The organism is Pseudomonas schmalbachii (assembly GCF_017589465.1).
GTDB classification, from domain to species: domain Bacteria; phylum Pseudomonadota; class Gammaproteobacteria; order Pseudomonadales; family Pseudomonadaceae; genus Pseudomonas; species Pseudomonas schmalbachii.
Genome location: NZ_JAELYA010000002.1, coordinates 159,898 through 178,556, shown reverse-complemented (window position 1 = coordinate 178,556; position 18,659 = coordinate 159,898). Strand labels below are relative to the sequence as shown.

The window sequence follows — 18,659 nt, the reverse complement described above, 5'->3', positions numbered from 1 at the left end:
GTGACCAGCCGGGAGCTGGCCGACACTCTTCGGACCAATCCCTCTTCAGGAGTCCAGGCATGAGTGATGCCCTGCGTTTCGACGACAAGGTCGTGATCGTCACCGGAGCCGGCGGCGGCCTCGGTCGCGCCCATGCGCTGCTGTTCGCCCGGCACGGTGCCAGGGTGGTGGTCAACGATCTCGGTGGCAGCACCCATGGCGAAGGCGCCAACGCCTCCGCCGCCGACCGCGTGGTGGCGGAAATCCGCGAGGCCGGCGGCATCGCCGTGGCCAACCACGACTCGGTGACCGATGGCGAGAAGATCGTGCGCTGCGCGGTGGATGCCTTCGGCCGCGTCGACGTGGTGGTGAACAACGCCGGCATCCTGCGCGACAAGGCCTTCCACAAGATGGAAGACGCCGACTGGGACCTCGTCTACAAGGTGCACGTCGAAGGCGCCTACAAGGTCACCCGCGCCGCCTGGCCGCTGATGCGCGAGCAGGGCTACGGGCGGGTCATCTTCACTTCGTCCACCTCCGGCATCTACGGCAACTTCGGCCAGAGCAACTACGGCATGGCCAAGCTCGGCCTCTATGGCCTGACCCGCACCCTGGCCCTGGAAGGCCGCAAGAACAACATCCTGGTCAACGCCATCGCCCCCACCGGCGGCACGCGCATGACCGAAGGTCTGATCCCGCAGCAGGTGTTCGAGCAGCTCAAGCCGGAGCTGGTCAGTCCGCTGGTTGGATTCCTCGGCAGCGAGGCCTGCCAGGACACCGGCGGACTGTTCGAGGTCGGCGGCGGCTGGATCGGCAAGGTGCGCTGGGAGCGCAGCCTGGGCATCGGCTTCGACCCGCAGGCGGGCTTCGACGTGGCGGACGTGGCGGCCGGCTGGCAGCAGATCTGCGATTTCGACGATGCCGCGCATCCGGCGGACAACATCGAAGCGCTGCGCGAGATGATGGCGAACCTGCAGAAATATTCGGCCTGATGGCGTAGGTTGGCGCTGAGCGAAGCGAAGCCCAACAACTGTTTCCGGCAGTGCCGTGATGTTGGGCTTCGCAAGCTCAGCGCCAACCTACTTCAGGAGCCCCGCCATGAACGTGATTGTCGAGAAGAACGGTCCGGTCACCACCCTGGTCATCGATCGCCCCGCCGTGCGCAACGCGGTGGACCGCCCCACCGCCGAGGCGCTGGCCGATGCCCTGCGTGCCTTCGAGGCGGACGAGGAGGCGCGGGTGGCGGTGCTCACCGGCAGCGGTGGGACCTTCTGCGCCGGCGCCGACCTGGCAGCGGTCGCCGAGGGCGGTGAACGGCGCAATCGCCTGGAGATGGAAGGCGACGGGCCGATGGGGCCGAGCCGCATGCAACTGGCCAAGCCGCTGATCGCTGCCATCGAGGGCTACGCCGTGGCCGGCGGACTGGAGCTGGCGTTGCTCGCCGATTTGCGGGTGATGGCCGAGGACGCCGTGTGCGGCGTGTTCTGCCGGCGCTTCGGCGTGCCGCTGATCGACGGCGGCACCGTGCGCCTGCCGCGCATCGTCGGCGAGGGCAGGGCGCTCGACCTGATCCTCACCGGCCGCCCGGTCAAGGCCGACGAGGCGCTGGCCATCGGCCTGGCCAACCGCGTGGTACCCAGCGGGCAGGCACGCCAGGCAGCTGAGGAACTGGCACGGGAAATCGCCTCTTTTCCCCAGGAATGCATGCTCGCCGACCGCGCCAGCGTGCACGGGCAGTGGGACTACTCCTTCGACGTGGCCATGGCCAACGAATTCCAGGGCGGCGTTATGGTGATCCAGAGCGGCGAAACCCAGGCTGGCGCCCAGCGTTTCGCCATGGGGCAGGGACGCCACGGCAAATTCTGAGAGCCTGTTTACGATCTGCTGCGCGTCGGCATAACTGCGTTGAAAACGGGCTCGGGATGCTCATTTACTGCGTGTAAACTCCGCTCCCTCCCCCGTTTTCGCCTTGTTCTGCTCTAGCTCGCGAGATCGTAAACAGGCTCTGAGGGCGTCTCACCAGCCCAGCGTCACCCACGCCAGCACCGCGTAGCGCCCCACCTTGGCCACGCCAACCAGCAGCAGGAAGCGCCACAGCGGTTCGCGCATCACGCCGGCGACCAGGGTCAGCGGATCGCCGATGATCGGCGCCCAGCTCAGCAGCAGCGACCATTGCCCGTAGCGCTGGTAGTGCCGTTGCGCCTTCTCCAGCGCCGCTTCGCTCACCGGGAACCAGCGCCGGCCGCGCCAGTGCTCCAGATAGCGGCCAAGCAGCCAGTTGAGCAGCGATCCCAGCACGTTGCCGAGACTTGCCGCCAGCAACAGCGACCATACGGGGTAGTGACCGGACAGCAGCAACCCGACCAGCACCGCCTCCGATTGCAGCGGCAGCAGCGAGGCGGCGCCGAAGGCCGAGAGGAAGAGTCCGGCATGGGCGGCCAGGACGGTGGCGGTAAGCATGAAATCGGGAGCCGGGAAGGGTAAGCCAGGGGGCTGCAGCCAAGGGAAAATGGCGTGTCGTCGGAAGTAATCGACGGAACTCGGAAGTTCGAAATAAAAGAATTGACCCCTGAGTTGCGGCAGTAATATATGTCAGATCGCTACAAAAAAACTGTGGGAAGAATCCTGCGGCATAACAACGACTCGCTTTGACAAGATCTGGGGACCCCTGTGAGGAATTGGACGCTTCGCCAACGCATCCTGGCGAGTTTTGCGGTTGTCATCGCGATCATGCTGTTGATGGTCGTATTTTCCTACGCACGCCTGCTCACGGTCGAAGAAGCCGCGCGGCGGGTGCATGAGGATGCCATGCCCGGCACCTATGCGCTGACCACGGTGCATACGACCTGGAGCGACAGCATCCTGCTGATCCACGAACTGGTCGCCTTCGGCAACGGCCGCAACCTCGACGAGAGCAGCCGCAAGGCCATCCGTGGCAACTACCAGACCCTGCTCGAGCGCATCGCCGCCTACGAAGAGTCGATCCACGACCAGAATGATCGCGAACTGCTGCGCCGCTTCAAGCAGGAAGTCGAGGTCTACCAGGCCCAGCTCGCCCGGGTGCTCGACCTGTACACCAGGGATCGCGAAGCCGCCCGCGTGCTGATGGACGACCAGTTGCAGCCGGGCTGGGAGGATGGCCGCAGGACGCTCAACGAGCTGATCGTGCTGAACAAGAGCATCGCCGATGCCGCGGCGGCGAAGATTCTCGAAGGAGTGCGCCTGGCCGAGCTGACCATGCTGGCCTCTTTGCTGCTGGCGATGTTGGCCGCGGGTTACTGCGGCCTGTTGCTGATGCGTGCGATCACTTCCCCGGTGCGCCGCGTGGTGAACGTCCTCGGCGTCATGGGCGGCGGCGACCTGACCGCGCGCCTGGCGCTGGACCGCAAGGACGAGTTCGGCGTGATCGAGGCCGGCTTCAACGGCATGGCCGAGGAGTTCAAGGGGCTGGTGGCGCAGGCGCAGCGTTCGGCGATCCAGGTCACCACCTCGGTCACCGAGATTGCCGCCACCTCCAAGCAACAGCAGGTCACCGCCAGCGAGACGGCCGCGACCACCACCGAGATCAGCGTCACTTCGCAGGAGATCGCCGCGACTTCCCGCGATCTGGTGCGCACCATGAATGAAGTGTCGATCGCCGCCGAGCAGACTTCGACCCTCGCCGGTTCCGGCCAACTCGGCCTGGCGCGCATGGAGGAAACCATGCGCCAGGTGATGGGCGCGGCCGAACTGGTGAACGCCAAGCTGTCGACCCTCAACGAGCGCGCCGGCAACATCAACCAGGTGGTGACCACCATCGTCAAGGTCGCCGACCAGACCAACCTGCTGTCGCTGAACGCCGCCATCGAGGCGGAGAAGGCCGGCGAATACGGTCGCGGTTTCGCCGTGGTGGCTACCGAAGTCCGCCGCCTGGCCGACCAGACCGCCGTGGCCACCTACGACATCGAGCAGATGGTGCGCGAAATCCAGTCCGCGGTATCCGCCGGGGTGATGGGCATGGACAAGTTCTCCGAGGAAGTCCGCCGCGGCATCAGCGAGGTGGGCCAGGTCGGCGAGCAGCTGTCGCAGATCATCCAGCAGGTCCAGGCGCTGGCGCCGCGAGTGCAGATGGTCAACGAAGGGATGCAGGCCCAGGCCACCAGCGCCGAGCAGATCAACCAGGCGCTGGCGCAACTCGGCGAAGCCACCGGGCAGACCGTCGATTCGCTGCGCCAGGCCAGCTTCGCCATCGACGAACTCAACCTGGTAGCCAACGGACTGCGCAATGGCGTCTCCCGCTTCAAGGTCTGAAGCGGACCGCGCCGGCCCGGAGCGCATGCGGCTCTACCTGCTGTTCAGCCTCGGCCGCGACCGCTATGCGCTGGATGTGCGCGACGTCGCCGAGGTGCTGCCGCTGTGCCCGCTCAAGCAGGTGCCGGAAGCGCCGGCCTGGGTCGCCGGGGTGCATGCCCATCGCGGCGAGCTGATTCCGGTGCTCGACCTCAACCAGCTGTGCTTCGGCCAGCCGGTGCAGCGCCGCACCAGCACGCGCCTGGTGCTGGTGGATTACCGCAGCGCCGGCAGCGGGCCGCGCCAGCGCCTGGGCCTGTTGCTGGAGCAGACCACCCAGACCCGTCGCCTCGATCCGGCGGCGTTCCGTGACTACGGGCTGCAGCAGGGTGACGCGGCCTACCTGGGGCCGGTGCTGGAAGAGCACGACGGCCTGCTGCAACTGATTCGCGTCGATGACCTGCTGCCGGACAGCGTGCGTGCACTGCTGTCGTCTGCAGCGGAGGAAGGGACGGCATGACCGAACGTTTCGCCCGCCTGCTCAAGGAGCGCATCGGCCTGGATGTCGCCTCGGTCGGCGAGACGGTGGTCGCCCGCGCCGTGCGCCAGCGCTGCGACAAGGTCACGGCGGGCGACATGCATGCCTACTGGGAACACCTGCAGGCTTCCGACGTGGAGCGGCAGGCGCTGGTCGATGCGGTGATCGTTCCGGAAACCTGGTTCTTCCGCTATCCCGAATCCTTCGCCGCGCTGGCCCGCAAGGCCGTGTCGCGCTTGCAGGAACTGGCCGGCGCGCGTCCCCTGCGGATGCTCAGCGTGCCTTGCTCCAGTGGCGAGGAACCCTACTCGATGGTCATGGCGCTGTTCGACGCCGGCATTCCGGAAGATGCCTTCCAGGTCGATGCGGTGGACGTCAGCCCGGCCCTGCTGGAGCGCGCCGAACAGGGCCGCTACCGGCGCAACTCGTTCCGCGGCGACCAGCTCGCCTTCCGCCAGCGCCACTTCTCTGCGGGCGAGCAGGAATGGCGGATCAGCGATGCGGTGCGCGGCAAGGTCCGCTTCAGCTGCGGCAACCTGCTGGCGCCGGGAATGCTGGCGGGGGAGGCGGCCTACGATTTCGTGTTCTGCCGCAACCTGCTGATCTATTTCGACCGCACGACCCAGGAACAGGCCGTGCAGGTCATCAAGCGCCTGACCCGCGACGACGGCGTGTTGTTCATCGGTCCGGCCGAGGCCTGCCTGCTGATCAACGACGGCATGCGTCCACTGGGCATGGAGCAGTCCTTCGCTTTCCGCCACAAGGGGGCCGACGAGGGCAAGACGTGGCCCGCGCCGGCCCGGATCAGCGTGCCGCCCATCCGCCCCGCGCCGGCGAAAGCGCCGGCCGAGCGCAAGTCTGCGCCACCGGTTGTCGCTCCCGTGCCCAAGCCCCAGGTCGTCGACCCGACGCAGCAGTCGCTCGCGCAGATCGCCGAGCTGTCCAATCGCGGCCAGTTCGCCGAGGCTCGCCGGAGTTGTATGGCATATCTGGCCGCCCACGGTCCTTCCGCGGCCGTCTACTACTGGCTCGGCCTGATCTGCGACGCGCAGGGGCAGGGCGACGAGGCCCACACCTTTTACCGCAAGGCCCTGTACTTGCAGCCGAACCACCAGGAGGCGCTGTTGCACCTGGCCGCGCTGCTCGCGTCCCGTGGCGATGTCGAGGCCGCCCGGCGTCTGGAGGAGCGGGCTGCGCGAGGAGTGATCGGCGATGTTTGAACGCGGCGACGGATTGCAGCTGGACTGGGCCGCGCACCCGGTCGACGATTGCTGGCGGCGCATCGGCGTGCGCGGCGACAAGTCCTGCGAGCGGCTGGCCGAGCATATCCATTGCCGCAACTGCCCGGTCTATTCGACGGCGGCCACCGGCCTGCTGGATCGCTACGCATTCCGCGAGGGCAGCGTCGCCCGCCTGGAGCATGTCGAGGAAAACCAGCCGCCCATCGATAGCCAGTCGTGCATCGTCTTCCGCCTCGGCGAGGAGTGGCTGGCGCTGGCCAGCCGCGCGCTGGTGGAGGTGGTGCCGGTCTGCGCCGTGCACTCGCTGCCGCACCCGCGCTCGCCGGCGCTGCTCGGCGTGGCCAATGTGCGTGGCGCGCTGGTGGCCTGCCTGTCGCTGGTCGAACTGCTCGGCCTGCCTCCGGGCCACGGGGAAGAGCAGGGGCGCAACCTGCCGCGCATGCTGATCCTCGCCGCGCCCGGCGGGCCGATCCTGGCCCCGGTGGACGAGGTGGCGGGCATCCATCCGCTGAGCCGGCAGGAAATCGTCGTCGATCCCTCCAGCGCCCTGGCTGCCGGCGACCGTTTCACCGAGGGTGCCGTGCAATGGCGCTCGCGCACGGTGCGCCTGCTGCAGCATGAAACGCTGCTGGACGCCGCCACACGGAGCCTGGCATGACCCCGGAACAGTTGAAGGAAGCCTCGATGCTCGAGCTGTTCCGGCTCGAAGCGGAAGACCAGGCGCAGGTTCTTGCCCAGGGCCTGCTGGCGCTGGAGCGCAATCCGACCCAGGCCGACCAGTTGGAAGCCTGCATGCGCGCCGCCCACTCGCTGAAGGGCGCCGCGCGCATCGTCGGCCTCGAAGCCGGCGTGCAGGTCGCGCATGTCATGGAAGAGTGCCTGGTCGATGCACAGCATGGCCGGCTGCTGCTCGGTTCGGAGCATATCGATGCGCTGCTGGCCGGCACCGACATCCTGCTGCATCTGGCCGACAGCATGGCGGACAAGGCCGCGCAGGCGCAGTCCGATGCGGCCGCCCTGATCGAACGCCTGCACGCGCTGGCAGCGATGCCTCCCGCGCCGCATTCCGCCGCGAGCCATCCCGCCGATGCCGCGCCTGTCGCGGAGGCGCCGCTCGATGCGCCGCTGCGGCCCGGCAACGAGTCCCTGGACGCCGGCGATCGGGTGCTGCGGGTTACCGCCGAGCGCCTCAACCAGTTGCTCGACCTGTCCGGCAAGGCACTGGTCGCACCGCGCCGACTCAAGCCGCTGCTCGATTCGCTGCAACGCCTCAAACGCCTGCAGGCCGGCGCCAGCCGCGAACTCGACAGCGCCCGCGATGCGTTGCAGGACGGTCCGCTGTCGCCGCATGCGCAACTGGTCGATGCGCGGCGCCTGCTTGGCGAATGCCAGCAACTGCTCGGCGAGCAGATCGCCGAACTGGAAGAATTCTGCTGGCGGGTCAGCCAGGGTGCGCAGTCGCTCTACGACACCGCGCTGGCCTGCCGGATGCGTCCGTTCGCCGATGTGCTCAACGGGCAGGCGCGGATGGTCCGCGACCTCGGCCGTTCGCTGGGCAAGCTGGTGCGTCTGGAGGTGGACGGCGCCAGCACCCAGGTCGACCGCGACGTGCTGGAGAAGCTCGAAGCACCGCTCACCCACCTGCTGCGCAACGCCGTCGATCACGGCATCGAGACGCCGGAGCAGCGCGTGCTGGCGGGCAAGCCGGAGGAGGGCGTGATCCACCTGTCGGCGCGCCAGCACGCCGGCATGCTGGTGATGGAACTGCGCGACGATGGCGCCGGGGTCGACCTGGAGCTTCTGAGCGAGGCCGTCGTGCGTCGCCAGTTGGCCAGTGCCGAGACGGCGGCGCGGATGTCCGAGGATGAGCTGCTGGCGTTCCTCTTCCTGCCGGGCTTCAGCCTGCGCGAGCGGGTCACCGAGGTATCGGGACGCGGCGTCGGCCTGGATGCCGTGCAGCACATGGTGCGCAAGCTGCGCGGCGGCATCCGCATGGCGCAGGTGGCGGGCAGCGGCTCGCACTTCCGCATCGAGGTGCCGCTGACCCTGACGGTGGTGCGCAGCCTGGTGGTGCAGATCGGCGGCGAGGCCTACGCCTTCCCGCTGGCGCATATCGAGCGCATGCGCAGCCTGGCGGCGGACGAGGTGGTGCAACTGGAAGGCCGCCAGCAGTTCTGGCACGACGGCCGGCACATCGGCCTGGTTTCCGCCAGCCAGCTCCTGCAGCGGCCGGAAGGCAAGCCGGCGAAGGACGAGATAGCGGTGGTGATCATCCGCGACCGCGAGACGGTCCACGGACTGGCGGTGGAGCGCTTCATCGGCGAACGCACGCTGGTGGTGCTGCCGCTCGATCCGCGCCTGGGCAAGGTGCAGGACGTCTCCGCCGGGGCGCTGCTCGACGATGGTTCGCCGGTGCTGATCCTGGATGTCGAGGACCTGCTGCGCTCGGTGGAAAAACTGATGGCCGCCGGCCGCCTGGAACGCATCGACCCGCACGGCCGGGCGGCCGACGTGCAGCGCAAGCGCGTGCTGGTGGTCGACGACTCGCTCACCGTGCGCGAGCTGGAGCGCAAGCTGCTGAGCAGTCGCGGCTACGACGTGGTGGTGGCAGTGGATGGCATGGATGGCTGGAACGTCCTGCGCTCGCAGCATTTCGACCTGGTCATCACCGATATCGACATGCCGCGCATGGACGGCATCGAACTGGTCACCCTGATCCGCCGCGACACCAGGCTGCAATCGCTGCCGGTGATGGTGGTGTCCTACAAGGATCGCGAACTGGATCGCCAGCGCGGCCTGGAGGCGGGCGCCGACTACTACCTGGCGAAGGCCAGTTACCGCGACGAGGCCCTGCTGGATGCGGTGGTCGACCTGATCGGAGGCGCCCGGGCGTGAGGATAGCCATCGCCAGCGACAAGCCAGCGGTCGTCGCCGACCTGCGCCGCCTGCTGGCCGGCGAGCCGGCCCACCATGTGCTCTGGGTGGCCGCCGATGGCGTCGAGGCCGTCGAGCGCTGTGCGCTGCAGGCGCCGGACGTGCTGCTGCTGGATCTGGACCTGGCGCCGATGGGCGGTGTCGAGGCGACCCGGCTGATCATGCAGTTCAGTCCCTGCGCGATCATGCTGGTCGCCGCCGATCTCGAACAGGGCACCTCGCGCGTGTTCGAGGCCATGGGCCACGGCGCGGTGGATGCAATGCAGTTGCCGGCGGCGCTGGCCGGCAATCCCGGACAGACCCTGCTGCGCAAGTTGCGCAACCTGGCCTGGCTGAATGCGCCGGACGACAGCCGGCCGGGTGCGGCGTGGAGCCCACGGCCGGTGCTCAGGCCGGCGAGCCGGCTGGTGGCCATCGGCGCGTCCGCGGGTGGGCCGGCGGCGCTGGCCGAGCTGTTCGCCGGGCTGCCGGAGAGTTTTTCCGCGGCGATCGTGGTGGTCCAGCATGTGGAGGACGCCTTCACCCGCGGCATGGCCGACTGGCTGACGACCCAGTCGCCGATTCCGGTGCGCCTGGCAAGGGGTGACGAGACTCCGCAGCCCGGCAGCATCCTGCTGGCGGGCGGCAGCAATCATCTGCGCCTGCTGAAGAGCGGCGAGCTGAATTACAGCGAGGAACCGTGCAGCCATGTCTACCGGCCGTCGATCGACGTGTTCTTCGAGAGCGTGGCGCAGAACTGGACGGGCGAGGCGGTGGGCGTGCTGCTCACCGGCATGGGCCGCGATGGCGCCCAGGGACTGAAGCTGATGCGCAAGCGCGGCTTCCTCACCCTGGCCCAGGACGAAGGCAGTTGCGCCGTGTACGGCATGCCGAAAGCGGCGGCGGCGCTCGGTGCCGCCGCGGAAATCAGGCCGCTCGGCGAGATCGCCAGGCGGCTTTGCGAGTTGTATGGATGATCCGGCAGAACTTTCATAACCCCCCAGGAGCGGCAACCCCGTGACGATCTCAGGCGATTCCGATGTGCTGGTGCTGCTGGTCGACGATCAGGCGATGATCGGCGAAGCGGTCCGGCGAGCGCTGGCGGACGATCCGAATATCGATTTCCACTACTGTTCCAACCCGCAGGACGCGATTGCCCTGGCGATCCAGATCCGTCCCACGGTCATCCTCCAGGACCTGGTGATGCCCGGCGCCGACGGCCTGGCGCTGGTCCGCGAGTACCGCTCCCATGCGGCGACCCGCGACATCCCGATCATCGTCCTGTCGACCAAGGAAGAGTCGACGGTGAAGAGCCTGGCCTTCGCCGCCGGGGCCAACGACTACCTGGTCAAGCTGCCCGACCCGATCGAGTTGGTAGCGCGCGTGCGCTACCACTCGCGCTCCTACCTCGCCCTGCAGCAGCGCGACGAGGCCTACCGCGCCCTGCGCGAAAGCCAGCAGCAGTTGCTGGACACCAACCTGGTGCTGCAGCGGCTGATGAACTCCGACGGCCTCACCGGGCTGTCCAACCGCCGTCATTTCGACGAGTACCTGGAGCTGGAGTGGCGGCGTGGCATGCGCGAGCAGAGCCAGCTGTCGCTGCTGCTGATCGACGTCGACTTCTTCAAGACCTTCAACGACACCTTCGGCCACCTGGAAGGCGACGAGGCTCTGCGCAAGGTGGCCGGCGCCATCCGCAGCAGCTGCAGCCGCCAGTCCGACCTGCCGGCGCGCTACGGCGGCGAGGAATTCGCCCTGGTCCTGCCGGGCACCTCGCCGGGCGGCGCGCGGCTGGTGGCGGAGAAACTGCGGCGGGCGGTGGAGGACCTGCAGATCGCCCACGAACTGCCCAACCGTGGCGCCTGGCTGACTGTAAGCATCGGCGTGGCGACCATGACGCCACAGCCCGGCACGACTTCCCGCAGACTGATCGAGATCGCCGACCAGGGGCTGTACAACGCCAAGCATGGCGGGCGCAACCAGGTCGGGGCTATGAAACTGGTGGCGGAAGGGCATTGATTGCCGGTAGTCCCGCCATCTATCGCAAGGCGGTGGGCGTTGCCGTGGGTCAGGCTGCCGGGCGGGCGGGACTCGGGTATACTTTGCGGCTTTTCGACGCATAACCCGTGAGTGCTGCCTGCCATGGAAATCAACCCGATCCTTAACAGCATCAAGGACCTGTCCGATCGCACCCTGTCTATTCGGGGGTATCTTTGACTACGATCAGAAGCATGACCGCCTGATCGAAGTCAATCGCGAGCTGGAAGACCCGAACGTCTGGAACAATCCCGAGTACGCACAGAACCTGGGCCGCGAGCGCGCCCAGCTGGCGCAGATCGTCGAGACCCTGGATGACCTGACCGGCGGTCTGGCCGATTCCCGCGACCTGCTGGACATGGCCGTCGAGGAAAACGACGAAGGTGCGGTGAACGACGTCGCCACCGAAGTCGAGCGTCTGCGCGACATCCTCGAGAAGCTGGAATTCCGCCGCATGTTCAGCGGCGAGATGGACCCGAACAACGCCTACCTGGACATCCAGGCCGGCTCCGGCGGCACCGAAGCCCAGGACTGGGCCAACATGCTGCTGCGCATGTACCTGCGCTGGGCCGACAAGCACGGCTTCGACGCCACCATCATCGAACTGTCCGAAGGCGAAGTCGCCGGCATCAAGGGCGCCACCGTACACATCAAGGGCGAGTACGCCTTCGGCTGGCTGCGCACCGAGATCGGCGTGCACCGCCTGGTGCGCAAGAGCCCGTTCGACTCCGGCAACCGTCGCCATACCTCGTTCACCGCGGTATTCGCCTCGCCGGAAATCGACGACAACATCGAGATCGAGATCAACCCGGCCGATCTGCGCATCGACACCTACCGCTCCTCCGGCGCGGGCGGTCAGCACGTGAACACCACCGACTCCGCGGTGCGTATCACCCACGTGCCGACCAACACCGTGGTGGCGTGCCAGAACGAACGCTCCCAGCACGCCAACAAGGACACCGCCATGAAGATGCTGCGGGCCAAGTTGTACGAGCTGGAAATGCAGAAGCGCAACGCCGCCGCCCAGGCTCTGGAAGAGACCAAGTCGGACATCGGCTGGGGCCACCAGATCCGCTCCTACGTTCTCGACCAGTCGCGGATCAAGGATCTGCGCACCGGCGTGGAACGCAGCGACTGCGACAAGGTGCTCGACGGCGATCTTGACGAATACCTCGAGGCCAGCCTGAAACAAGGGCTTTAAAGCTACTGCGCTTGGCCATGCTGCGTTGGAAAATGGCTCGGATTGCTCATTTACACTAGTAAACTCCGCATCCTCGCCATTTTCCGCCTTGCCTGGCCGGCGCTCGCTACGCTTTAAAACCCTTGTTACGCAATAACTTTTGAAACAGGCGATAAATCGCCTAATCGGGACCACCAAGACCATGAGCGACCAACAACTCGACCAGCAACTCTCTGTTCAAGACGACGGGCAACAGGAAGAAAACAAGCTGATCGCCCAGCGCAAGGAAAAGCTTGCCGCCGTGCGTGAAGCCAAGGCCATCGCCTTCCCCAACGACTTCCGCCGCGATTCCTACTTCGCGGACCTGCAGAAACAGTACGAAGGCAAGACCAAGGAAGAGCTGGAAGCCGCAGCCATTCCGGTCAAGGTCGCCGGTCGCATCATGCTCAACCGCGGTTCCTTCATCGTCCTGCAGGACAGCAGCGACCGCATGCAGGTCTACGTCAACCGCAAGACCCTGCCGGAAGAGACTCTGGCCGAGATCAAGACCTGGGACCTGGGCGACATCATCGGCGCCGAAGGTGTGCTGGCCCGTTCGGGCAAGGGCGATCTGTACGTCGACATGAACAACGTGCGCCTGCTGACCAAGTCGCTGCGCCCGCTGCCGGACAAGCACCACGGCCTGACCGACACCGAGCAGCGCTACCGCCAGCGCTACGTCGACCTGATCGTCAACGAGGACGTGCGCCAGACCTTCCGTGTGCGTTCCCAGGTGATCGCGCACATCCGCCGTTTCCTCAACGAGCGCGGTTTCCTCGAAGTGGAAACCCCGATGCTGCAGACCATCCCTGGCGGCGCGGCGGCCAAGCCTTTCGAAACCCACCACAACGCGCTGGACATGGCCATGTTCCTGCGCATCGCCCCGGAGCTGTACCTCAAGCGCCTGGTGGTCGGTGGCTTCGAGAAGGTCTTCGAGATCAACCGCAACTTCCGTAACGAAGGCGTCTCGACCCGGCACAACCCCGAGTTCACCATGCTCGAGTTCTACCAGGCCTACGCCGACTACGAAGACAACATGGACCTGACCGAGGAACTGTTCCGCGAGCTGGCCCAGGCTGTCCTCGGCACCACCGACGTGCCGTACGGCGACAAGGTCTTCCACTTCGGCGAGCCGTTCGCCCGCCTGTCCGTGTTCGACGCCATCCTCAAGTACAACCCGGAACTCACCGCCGCCGACCTCAACGACATCGAGAAGGCCCGCGAGATCGCCAAAAAGGCCGGCGCCAAGGTGCTCGGCCACGAAGGGCTGGGCAAGCTGCAGGTGATGATTTTCGAGGAGCTGGTCGAGCACAAGCTGGAGCAGCCGCACTTCATCACCCAGTACCCGTTCGAGGTGTCGCCGCTGGCGCGCCGCAACGACCAGGACCCGAGCGTCACCGACCGCTTCGAACTGTTCATCGGCGGCCGCGAGATCGCCAACGCCTACTCCGAGCTGAACGACGCCGAAGACCAGGCCGAACGCTTCATGCTGCAGGTCAAGGAGAAGGATGCCGGTGACGACGAGGCGATGCACTACGACGCCGACTTCGTCAACGCGCTCGAATACGGCATGCCGCCCACCGCCGGCGAAGGCATCGGCATCGACCGCCTGGTGATGCTGCTGACCAACTCGCCGTCGATCCGCGACGTGATCCTCTTCCCGCACATGCGCCCGCAGGCGTAAGGGAACCTGAAAGAACCGCCTCCGGGCGGTTTTTTCGTATAGGCAGGCGCCGTAGGTTGGCGCTGAACGCAGTGAAGCCCAACATCAGCGTCGGTCTTGGTACAGACGTTGGGCTTCGCGTTGCTCAGCGCCAACCTACGAGACTCCTGCCAATTGATTCCCCACGGAAAAGCCCGAACAATGCCGGTTACGGAAGAAGGGCTGGAGGATAAGGTCAGTGACCCGAGTGTCCCGCAAGAGCAGCCCCGCGCAGGTCGCCAGCGCGGTGGCGGGAAGTGTTCAGTACCAGGGCCGCAAGGCTGCCCGCGAGGGTAGCGAGCAACGTCGCCAGGCGATCCTCGACGCAGCCATGCGCATCATCGTCCGTGACGGCGTCAGGGCCGTGCGCCATCGTGCGGTGGCGGCCGAGGCCGGCGTCCCGCTGTCGGCGACCACCTACTATTTCAAGGATATCCAGGACCTCATCACCGATACCTTCGCCCAGTTCGTCGAGCGCAACGCGGCGGAGCTGTCGGCATTCTGGGGCAGCGTCGAGGGCAATCTGCAGGAGATCGCGTCACGGCTGACGGGCAACCCGCAATCGCGTCAGGAACTGACGGACAACATCGTCGAGATGGCGATCCAGTACGTGCTGATGCAACTCAACCAGAATCGCGGGCATCTGATGGCGGAGCAGGCCTTCCTGCAGGAGGCCCTGCTCAATCCGCGTCTGTCCAGGCTGGCGGGCAACCACCGGCGCATTCTTTCCCAGGGCGCGGTGCACTTCTTCGAGGTGCTGGGTTCCAGCAATCCCGAGCAGGACGCCCGGCTGTTGACGGCTATCATTCTGCAAATGGAGTATCAGGGCCTGCTGGTCGGGGTCGAGAACCTCCAGATAGACGTCCTGCGCGATCTGCTCAAGCGCTACCTTTACCTGGTCATGGGACTTTGATCGAACCCCGCGGACGCGGGGTTTTTCGTACCGGCATCCACTTCTGGTCGTTGGCTGGATGCCTAAGGAGAGCGTGATGAAACTCTGGCGAGCACTGCTGGTGTTGAGCTTCGGCCTGCTCAGCGGTTGCCTGGTGACCTTCAAGGACCCGATTCCGGCGAACGAAGCGGCGCCGCCCCACCTGCTCGGCGAGTGGTCGCGGCAGAACGAGTACGGCGAGGAGCAGTTCCTCGAGATCACCCGTTCGGGCCCGAACGTCTACCGCGCGATCAGCTATCTGGAAAACAAGGAGAACACCGACAGCGCCGAGGACTTCGGTTTCACCGTGGCCCGCCACGGCAAGCGCTGGTACTTCTCCGCCGGCCTGCCGAAGAGCATGGGCGGCAACTTCGTCCTTGCCGGCTTCGAAATCACCGACAAGGACGAACTGGTGATCTATAACCTGGATGTCGGGCAGATCCTCGAAGATATCGAGAAAGGCGCGCTGCAGGGGCAGAAGGTGGACTCCGAACAGGGCGCCGGCGCGCTGGTGAACAGTCCGTTGCCGAAGGTGCTGGCGTACTTCAACGACCAGGCCAACTCCGACGTGTTCGTCGAGGCGTTGCGCTTCCAGCGGGTGGTCAGGAGGGAAGGTCAATGAACTCCAGGCGGCGGAAATCCACGGTCAACGAGTACCACCAGATCATTCGCGGCCTTTCCGACCGCATCGTCGAGGCGCAGGCGCCGATCCGTGTGCTGGACGCGATCAAGTGGGACGACTCGATCCGCGAGGACTTCCTCAAGGGCCGCGGCAAGCACGCGCCGAAGGTCGACCGCGCCTATTACGACAGCCGCCCGCTGTCCTTCGACGGCACCGCCAAGAAGCAGGAATTCCAGAACATCGAGCGCGACATCACCCGTCAGCTCGGCCAGTTCAACCCGGTCGGGCAGATCATGCGGCGCATGTGCAAGGAATACCGCATGGTCATCCGCATGCTGGAGGCGCGCGGCACCCAGGACTTCGGGCTGATCTCCCAGGAACTCTACGGCTCGGCTTCCGACGCCTTCCACGCCGGCGACCCGACCCTGGCCGACCTCGGCCTGATGCTGTCGGACTACCTGAACAACATCGCCGACCGTGGCGACCTCAAGGACGAACCCAAGACCCTCACCGCCAAGGAAGTGGTGAACATGCTGCAGACGCGGCTGAACGGCGTGTTCGGCGAGGAGGAGGGCACCATCCGCGTGTTCGAGTCCGACGGCATCGTCGCCGACGCGGCGGCCGGCGCCGATTACATCAAGGTGCGCGCCGATGCGCTGTTCAACGAGCGCGACGTGCGCGCGCTGGAAGTGCACGAGGGCCTGGTGCACGTCGGCACCACGCTGAACGGCCTGAACCAGCCGATCTGCACCTTCCTCGCCAAGGGCCCGCCGTCGTCCACCGTGACCCAGGAAGGCCTGGCGATCCTCATGGAGGTGATCGCTTTCGCCTCCTATCCGACCCGCCTGCGCAAGCTGACCAACCGCACCCGCGCCATCCACATGGCCGAGGACGGCGCCGATTTCCTCACGGTGTTCCACTTCTACCGCGAGCAGGGTTACAGCGTGGAAAGCAGCTACCAGAACGCCAGCCGGGTGTTCCGCGGCTCGCTGCCGGACGGCCTGCCGTTCACCAAGGACCTGTCCTACCTGAAGGGCTTCATCCTGATCTACAACTACATCCAGCTCGCGGTACGCAAGGGCAAGCTGGAGCAGATCCCCCTGCTGTTCTGCGGCAAGGCCACCCTGGAGGACATGCGCACCCTCCGCCAACTGGTGGACGAGGGCCTGGTGGTGCCGCCGAAGTACCTGCCACCGCAGTTCCGCGACCTCAACGCGCTGTCGGCGTGGATGTGCTTCTCCAACTTCCTCAACCACCTGAGCCTGGACCGTATCGAGGCCGACTACGCAAATATTCTCTGAAGCGCCAGGCTTCACCGCGTAGGGCGGGTGCAACCCGCCACGGTGCTTCTCCAATTTGGCGGGTTGCACCCGCCCTACAAGGTTTCAGCGTTCCACAATGGGAGCGCATCCCGGACGCCCGGCGTCCAGATGGCAGGGATCGATAACCATGACTCGATGGATCTTTGTGGCGCTACTGGCGCTACTTTCCGGCTGCAGCGAACTGCTGTTCTACCCAAGCCCGGACGTGCCCTTCACCCCGGCGCGGGCGAAGCTCGAATACCGCGACGTGACCCTTACCACCAGCGATGGCGTGCAGCTCGCCGGCTGGTGGCTGCCGGCCAGGGAAGGTGTGCCACTGAAGGGCACGGTGCTGCACCTGCACGGCAACGGCGGCAACATGGCCTGGCACCTGGGCGGCGCCTTCTGGCTGCCGAAGCAGGGCTACCAGGTGCTGATGCTCGATTATCGCGGCTACGGCCGCTCCCATGGTGCGCCGAGCCTGCCGGCGGTCTATCGCGATATCGACGCCGCTTTCGCCTGGCTGGACAAGGCGCCGGAAGCACAGGGCAAGCCGCTGGTGCTGCTCGGCCAGAGCCTCGGCGGCGCGCTGGCGGTGCACTACCTGGCGGAGCACCCGCAGCGCAGCCGGCAATTGCATGCGCTGGTGCTCGATGGCGTGCCGGCCAGCTATCGCGACGTGGCGCGCTACACCCTGGACAACGCCTGGCTGACCTGGCCGCTGCAGGTGCCGCTGTCCTGGCTGGTGCCGGACGGCGACAGCGCGATCGGCGCGATGCCGCGACTTTCTGGCGCACCTGTGCTGTTCTTTCACAGCATCGACGATACCATCGTGCCCCTGGAAAACGGCCTGAGCCTGTACAAGGCGGCGAATCCGCCGAAGGTCTTCCAGCTCACCCGTGGCAATCATGTCGAAACCTTCGGCGATCCGACCTGGCGTGAAGTGATGCTGCGCTTCCTCGACGATCCGCAGCACTTCACCGGCCTGCGCCGGCTGGCCGAAATTCCCCGAACCGATCCGCCGGTCAACTCCCAGCCGGCCCAGCAGAAACAAGGCAGTCAATGAACGAGCGCAATCCGATTTCCTACATCCTCACCGTCATCGCCACCATCTTCGTCAGCGTGGCGACGCTCTGGTACTACGGCTACCTGCATTTCGCCAAGCCGGAGGATGCCCGCCTGCTGGCCGAATTCACCATGCTCAAGAGCGTTCCCGGCGAAGACACTAAACTGTCCCTTGAACCGGCAGACCAGGTCGCGCACTGCATCGACGGCGTGCTGGTACTGTTCGATACCAAGCAGAAAGGCCTGTCCGGCGTGCTGGTGGACGACCGCAAGCATGCCGTGCGCTGCCTGGGCCAGGAGACCCCGCAGGAAATCAAATGACCACGATCCGGGTCTGGCAGGGTGACATCACCCAGCTCGAAGTCGACGCCATCGTCAACGCCGCCAACAGCTCGCTGCTCGGCGGTGGCGGCGTGGATGGTGCGATCCACCGCGCCGCCGGCCCGGAACTGCTCGCCTGCTGCCGCCAGCTCGGCGGCTGCCCTACCGGCGAGGCGAGGATCACCCCCGGCTTCCGCCTGCCGGCCCGGCATGTGATCCACACCGTCGGCCCGGTCTGGCGCGGCGGCGACCACGGCGAGGCGGACCTGCTCGCCAGTTGCTACCGCAACAGCCTGCGCCTGGCCGAAGAGAACGGCCTGCTCGGCATCGCCTTCCCGGCGATCAGCTGCGGCATCTACGGCTATCCCCACGAAGCGGCGGCACGCATCGCCATCGCCGAACTGCACGCAGCGCGCTCGGCCGGCAGCCCGCTGCGGGAGATGATCCTGGTGTCCTTCTCGGCGGATATGGCCGAGTTGTACCAAAGACTGCTGCCGTAGGTTGACTCCCTCGTAGGTTGG

General features: G+C 66.3%; 18 protein-coding genes. 17 read left to right on the top strand and 1 reads right to left on the bottom strand.

Going from position 1 to position 18,659, the window contains the following annotated elements:
- The first annotated feature begins 59 nt into the window (after window positions 1–59).
- A complete protein-coding gene (locus JFY56_RS06260; RefSeq protein WP_208312668.1) occupies window positions 60–971 on the top strand; it encodes an SDR family oxidoreductase in 912 nt (303 codons plus the stop codon).
- Window positions 972–1,077: 106 nt separating this feature from the next.
- A complete protein-coding gene (locus tag JFY56_RS06255) occupies window positions 1,078–1,845 on the top strand; it encodes a crotonase/enoyl-CoA hydratase family protein (protein ID WP_208312667.1) in 768 nt (255 codons plus the stop codon).
- 150 nt (window positions 1,846–1,995) lie between these two features.
- Here the strand turns inward: JFY56_RS06255 and JFY56_RS06250 are convergent, their stop codons facing one another.
- Window positions 1,996–2,439: a YqaA family protein gene (locus JFY56_RS06250; RefSeq protein ID WP_208312666.1), complete on the bottom strand. Its 444-nt coding sequence runs from the start codon at window positions 2,437–2,439 to the stop codon at window positions 1,996–1,998.
- 210 nt (window positions 2,440–2,649) lie between these two features.
- Here JFY56_RS06250 and JFY56_RS06245 point away from each other — a divergent pair, with 210 nt between their 5' ends.
- The 15 genes from JFY56_RS06245 to JFY56_RS06175 all read left to right on the top strand — a co-directional run bounded on the left by JFY56_RS06245 (window position 2,650) and on the right by JFY56_RS06175 (window position 18,638).
- Window positions 2,650–4,269 (top strand): methyl-accepting chemotaxis protein, encoded by a 1,620-nt coding sequence (locus JFY56_RS06245; protein ID WP_208312665.1) that lies wholly within the window; start codon window positions 2,650–2,652, stop codon window positions 4,267–4,269.
- A gap of 25 nt (window positions 4,270–4,294) precedes the next feature.
- On the top strand, window positions 4,295–4,768 hold the full coding sequence (locus JFY56_RS06240) for a chemotaxis protein CheW (protein WP_236032472.1): 474 nt from the start codon (window positions 4,295–4,297) through the stop codon (window positions 4,766–4,768).
- A complete protein-coding gene (locus JFY56_RS06235; RefSeq protein ID WP_208312663.1) occupies window positions 4,765–6,006 on the top strand; it encodes a CheR family methyltransferase in 1,242 nt (413 codons plus the stop codon). Before JFY56_RS06240 ends, JFY56_RS06235 begins: the two co-directional genes overlap by 4 nt.
- Complete coding sequence (locus tag JFY56_RS06230; protein WP_208312662.1) at window positions 5,999–6,685, top strand: chemotaxis protein CheW; 687 nt, start codon at window positions 5,999–6,001, stop codon at window positions 6,683–6,685. Before JFY56_RS06235 ends, JFY56_RS06230 begins: the two co-directional genes overlap by 8 nt.
- Window positions 6,682–8,922, top strand: a complete 2,241-nt coding sequence (locus JFY56_RS06225; protein ID WP_208312661.1) for a hybrid sensor histidine kinase/response regulator — start codon at window positions 6,682–6,684, stop codon at window positions 8,920–8,922. Before JFY56_RS06230 ends, JFY56_RS06225 begins: the two co-directional genes overlap by 4 nt.
- Window positions 8,919–9,917, top strand: coding sequence for a chemotaxis-specific protein-glutamate methyltransferase CheB (gene cheB, locus JFY56_RS06220; RefSeq protein WP_208312660.1), 999 nt, complete (start codon window positions 8,919–8,921; stop codon window positions 9,915–9,917). The genes JFY56_RS06225 and cheB overlap by 4 nt, the downstream gene beginning before the upstream one ends.
- Window positions 9,918–9,957: 40 nt before the next feature.
- On the top strand, window positions 9,958–10,959 hold the full coding sequence (locus tag JFY56_RS06215; RefSeq protein ID WP_328824821.1) for a diguanylate cyclase: 1,002 nt from the start codon (window positions 9,958–9,960) through the stop codon (window positions 10,957–10,959).
- Between the two features lie 123 nt (window positions 10,960–11,082).
- A protein-coding gene (gene prfB, locus JFY56_RS06210) for a peptide chain release factor 2 (protein ID WP_208312659.1) occupies window positions 11,083–12,178 on the top strand; the annotation gives its coding sequence in 2 pieces (ribosomal slippage) (window positions 11,083–11,154 and window positions 11,156–12,178; 1,095 coding nt in all).
- Between the two features lie 181 nt (window positions 12,179–12,359).
- Window positions 12,360–13,880, top strand: a complete 1,521-nt coding sequence (gene lysS / locus JFY56_RS06205; protein WP_208312658.1) for a lysine--tRNA ligase — start codon at window positions 12,360–12,362, stop codon at window positions 13,878–13,880.
- Between the two features lie 217 nt (window positions 13,881–14,097).
- Window positions 14,098–14,811, top strand: coding sequence for a TetR/AcrR family transcriptional regulator (locus JFY56_RS06200; protein ID WP_208312657.1), 714 nt, complete (start codon window positions 14,098–14,100; stop codon window positions 14,809–14,811).
- 76 nt (window positions 14,812–14,887) lie between these two features.
- Window positions 14,888–15,451, top strand: coding sequence for a hypothetical protein (locus tag JFY56_RS06195; protein WP_208312656.1), 564 nt, complete (start codon window positions 14,888–14,890; stop codon window positions 15,449–15,451).
- Complete coding sequence (locus JFY56_RS06190) at window positions 15,448–16,752, top strand: flavohemoglobin expression-modulating QEGLA motif protein (protein ID WP_208312655.1); 1,305 nt, start codon at window positions 15,448–15,450, stop codon at window positions 16,750–16,752. Before JFY56_RS06195 ends, JFY56_RS06190 begins: the two co-directional genes overlap by 4 nt.
- A gap of 148 nt (window positions 16,753–16,900) precedes the next feature.
- Complete coding sequence (locus tag JFY56_RS06185) at window positions 16,901–17,818, top strand: alpha/beta hydrolase (protein WP_208312654.1); 918 nt, start codon at window positions 16,901–16,903, stop codon at window positions 17,816–17,818.
- Entirely contained in the window at window positions 17,815–18,138 is a 324-nt protein-coding gene (locus JFY56_RS06180; RefSeq protein WP_208312653.1) for a hypothetical protein, read from the top strand. Before JFY56_RS06185 ends, JFY56_RS06180 begins: the two co-directional genes overlap by 4 nt.
- Window positions 18,135–18,638, top strand: a complete 504-nt coding sequence (locus JFY56_RS06175; RefSeq protein ID WP_208312652.1) for an O-acetyl-ADP-ribose deacetylase — start codon at window positions 18,135–18,137, stop codon at window positions 18,636–18,638. The genes JFY56_RS06180 and JFY56_RS06175 overlap by 4 nt, the downstream gene beginning before the upstream one ends.
- Window positions 18,639–18,659: the final 21 nt, after the last annotated feature.

Excerpts from the sequence above, each read along its gene's own strand:
- JFY56_RS06260 (WP_208312668.1), top strand. The coding sequence starts at position 60 with ATGAGTGATGCCCTGCGTTTCGACGACAAGGTCGTGATCGTCACCGGA.
- JFY56_RS06255 (WP_208312667.1), top strand. The coding sequence starts at position 1,078 with ATGAACGTGATTGTCGAGAAGAACGGTCCGGTCACCACCCTGGTCATC.
- JFY56_RS06250 (WP_208312666.1), bottom strand. The coding sequence starts at position 2,439 with ATGCTTACCGCCACCGTCCTGGCCGCCCATGCCGGACTCTTCCTCTCG.
- JFY56_RS06240 (WP_236032472.1), top strand. The coding sequence starts at position 4,295 with ATGCGGCTCTACCTGCTGTTCAGCCTCGGCCGCGACCGCTATGCGCTG.
- JFY56_RS06235 (WP_208312663.1), top strand. The coding sequence starts at position 4,765 with ATGACCGAACGTTTCGCCCGCCTGCTCAAGGAGCGCATCGGCCTGGAT.
- JFY56_RS06230 (WP_208312662.1), top strand. The coding sequence starts at position 5,999 with ATGTTTGAACGCGGCGACGGATTGCAGCTGGACTGGGCCGCGCACCCG.
- JFY56_RS06225 (WP_208312661.1), top strand. The coding sequence starts at position 6,682 with ATGACCCCGGAACAGTTGAAGGAAGCCTCGATGCTCGAGCTGTTCCGG.
- lysS (WP_208312658.1), top strand. The coding sequence starts at position 12,360 with ATGAGCGACCAACAACTCGACCAGCAACTCTCTGTTCAAGACGACGGG.
- JFY56_RS06195 (WP_208312656.1), top strand. The coding sequence starts at position 14,888 with ATGAAACTCTGGCGAGCACTGCTGGTGTTGAGCTTCGGCCTGCTCAGC.
- JFY56_RS06190 (WP_208312655.1), top strand. The coding sequence starts at position 15,448 with ATGAACTCCAGGCGGCGGAAATCCACGGTCAACGAGTACCACCAGATC.
- JFY56_RS06185 (WP_208312654.1), top strand. The coding sequence starts at position 16,901 with ATGACTCGATGGATCTTTGTGGCGCTACTGGCGCTACTTTCCGGCTGC.
- JFY56_RS06180 (WP_208312653.1), top strand. The coding sequence starts at position 17,815 with ATGAACGAGCGCAATCCGATTTCCTACATCCTCACCGTCATCGCCACC.
- JFY56_RS06175 (WP_208312652.1), top strand. The coding sequence starts at position 18,135 with ATGACCACGATCCGGGTCTGGCAGGGTGACATCACCCAGCTCGAAGTC.